Here is a 2881-nt window from a genome sequence, read left to right as displayed (position 1 = left end):
CCCCCGCGGGCTCGCATCTTAAGCGGCATTTGATGCGCAGAGTTGTAGACAGGCGTCATAGGCCGTCCGGGCACTATCTACGATATCAAGTATTTTTCTTTATACCTTAGTTTTAGGTGTAAAGTACAAAAACAGATGTAAGCAATTACACTTTTAGAACCTGTTTCAGAAAACGAGAGTGCTATGACAGTTGGGCTGAATTAAACAATTATTACAGAGTACCGAAATCTCGAAGGCTGATACGATTAAACAACTTTTGAAGAATCACAAAGATTCACGTAAATAATGATTCGTTTTCAACATCTTATGACCAATGACTCACGCTTGGCTCACGTTTTCGTGATAAAACAGCAACACTGTAACCTTAAGTTGCACAAGATTGGCGGTTTGGCTCATAAGCTCTTTGACCCTGTTGCCAAAGTTAAGTTAGATCGCCGGGTCAACAAGACACATATGGAGAGATCAACAATGAACATTAAGAGCCTTCTTATCGGCTCCGCTGCAGCCCTGGTTGCAGTTTCGGGGGCACGCGCTGCAGATGCAGTCGTTGTTGCTGAACCAGAGCCCGTCGAATACGTTCGCGTTTGCGACGCATACGGCGCTGGCTTCTTCTACATTCCGGGGACCGAGACCTGCCTGAAGATCAGCGGCTATGTCCGTTATGATGCTAAGGGTGGCGACGACGTTTATAGCGGTGGGAACGTTGGTGCCAAGGGTAACGAAACCTGGTACAAGCGTACACGCGGTGAAGTCCGTTTCGATGCCCGCTCAGAAACCGAACTCGGCACTTTGCGTTCGTACATCCAGGGCCGTTTCCAGTACAGCAACGGTGTTGATGACGGCGGTTCGCTGCCACAGGCCTGGATCGAACTCGGCGGTTTCCGCATCGGTGCTGCTGACGAACTCTTCGGTTCGTGGACCGGTTATGCCGGCAACGTTATCAACGACGACGTGATCAATTATCAGTCCGGCGAAAGCAACCAGGTCAGCTACACTTTCACTGGCGGCAATGGTTTCTCCGCAATGATTGGTGCTGAACAGGGTTCGGACAATGTTACCGGCCTCGGCGGCAACTATGTCATCGAAGACTACATGCCACACGTTCTTGCTGGTGCGAAGTTCGAGCAGGGTTGGGGCGGCGTATCGGCTGTTGTCGGTTACGACTCCAACGTTGAAGAATTCGCTGGCAAGATTCGCTTGGACGTAAAGTTCAATGAGATGTTCTCCGCATTTTTGATGGGTGGTTATCAGTCCGGTTACGACAACAACTTCGATCCGGATACAGGCGCAGTTGATCTCGATGACCGTAACTGGTTCGGTACCTGGGAAGGCGATTGGGCAGCTTGGGGCGGTATCACCGCCAAGGTTACCGACAAGGCATCCATCAACGCGCAGGCTGCCTGGGAAGACGAAGGCACTTACGCTCTCGCTCTTAACGTAGCTTACGAGCTGGTTCCTGGTTTCACGATCACACCGGAAATCAACTACACCAAGTTCGACGGTGCACGTGAAGCAGCCTCCATCGATAACGGCGGCGACGACGACGCATTCGGCGGCATGATCCGCTTCCAGCGCAACTTCTAAGCGCCAGATTCGAAAAGCTCCGGGGGCCTAGGCCCCCGGGTTCTTATACCGAACCAGGATTTAATTTGGCGCTGTAGAAGGACTGCAACGCCAGAGTGTGATGATGTGATCTCCAGTCGCCTCATTCTCACGAGACGGTGGGCCCCGCGGCTCACCGTTTTCGTTTTATAGCATTGTCTCGCGTCCAGAGGTTACGTCACACCATGTTCGATACATGGTTTGCGATGGCAAGGCAGGACGTGAGCCCCGGGCTTTCAATACCAAAAAGGTTCACAAGACCTTTGACACCGTGTGTGGCCGGGCCCTGGATTACAAAATCCGTTATGGATTCGCCTCCGATGGTCAGCTTTGGCCTGATGCCGCTATAGGCGGGCTGCAGTGAACCGTCGGCGAGGTTGGGCCAGTATTTACGGATTTCGTCGTAGAAACGGTCTGCCCGTTTAGGATCGACACTGTATTCGATCGATTCCACCCATTCGACGTCGGGGCCGAACCGCATCCGGCCGTCCAGGTCAAGCGTGAGGTGAACGCCTAACCCCCCTTCTTCCGGGACTGGATAGATCAGGTGCGTGAACGGCGTCTTGCCTGTCGCTGAAAAATAGTTGCCCTTGGCAAATCGCCTGTCAGGTATGAACTGTCGCGGTAATCCGGCAATGGATGAAGCGATGGCCGGTGCCTGCAGACCGCACGCATTGATGAACATGGATGCCTGGAGCTCAAACGTGCGTCCATTGGAGGCTTCGATTGTTTCTATTCGCAAACCATCGGTGTTGGTTTCAGCGGAAACTATGGCGGTCCGAAATGAAATCGCCGCGCCGTGGTCTTGCGCGTCACCCAGCAGTGCCAACATCAAGCTGTGGCTGTCTATGATGCCCGTCGAGGGCGAAAACAATGCTGCGGTACACGTAAGATCTGGCTCGCGTCTGCATGCTTMCAGCTCCGGCAAATGCTGGAGATCAGAAACACCGCACGCTTCCGCTCCTATCGCTATGGTATTCAATATCGGAATTTGAACGTCGTTTGTGGCTACGATCAGCTTGCCGCAGCGGGAATGCGGAACCCCGTGCCTTTCCGCAAAGGCATAAAGGGCATTTCGACCGTCGATGCATAACCTGCTTTTCAGGCTGTTTTGCGGATAATAGATGCCGGCGTGGATAACCTCGGAGTTGCGCGAACTGGTGCCCGTTCCGATTGTTTCGGCCTCTTCGACAATCAGAGTCTCGATACCGCGACGCGCAAACGCCCGAGCGATCGCCAGCCCGATGACGCCTCCGCCCGCTATTAGGCACTCCACACG

At 53.3% G+C, this 2881-nt stretch carries 2 protein-coding genes; one reads left to right on the top strand and one right to left on the bottom strand.

What is annotated here, in order from left to right; all coding sequences use genetic code 11:
* Positions 1–468 precede the first annotated feature (468 nt).
* On the top strand, positions 469–1584 hold the full coding sequence (locus ACXJ5O_RS23430) for a porin (RefSeq protein ID WP_457302001.1): 1116 nt from the start codon (positions 469–471) through the stop codon (positions 1582–1584).
* Between the two features lie 196 nt (positions 1585–1780).
* Here ACXJ5O_RS23430 and ACXJ5O_RS23425 read toward each other — a convergent pair whose 3' ends face one another.
* Positions 1781–2878 carry an NAD(P)/FAD-dependent oxidoreductase gene (locus tag ACXJ5O_RS23425; RefSeq protein WP_457302002.1) on the bottom strand — a complete coding sequence of 366 codons (1098 nt, stop codon included), beginning with the start codon at positions 2876–2878 and terminating at the stop codon, positions 1781–1783.
* Positions 2879–2881 lie beyond the last annotated feature (3 nt).

It is taken from the genome of Phyllobacterium sp. P5_D12, from assembly GCF_054049495.1.
Note: the sequence above shows the minus strand (reverse complement) of the source record. Positions and strands in the feature narration are given on the sequence as shown.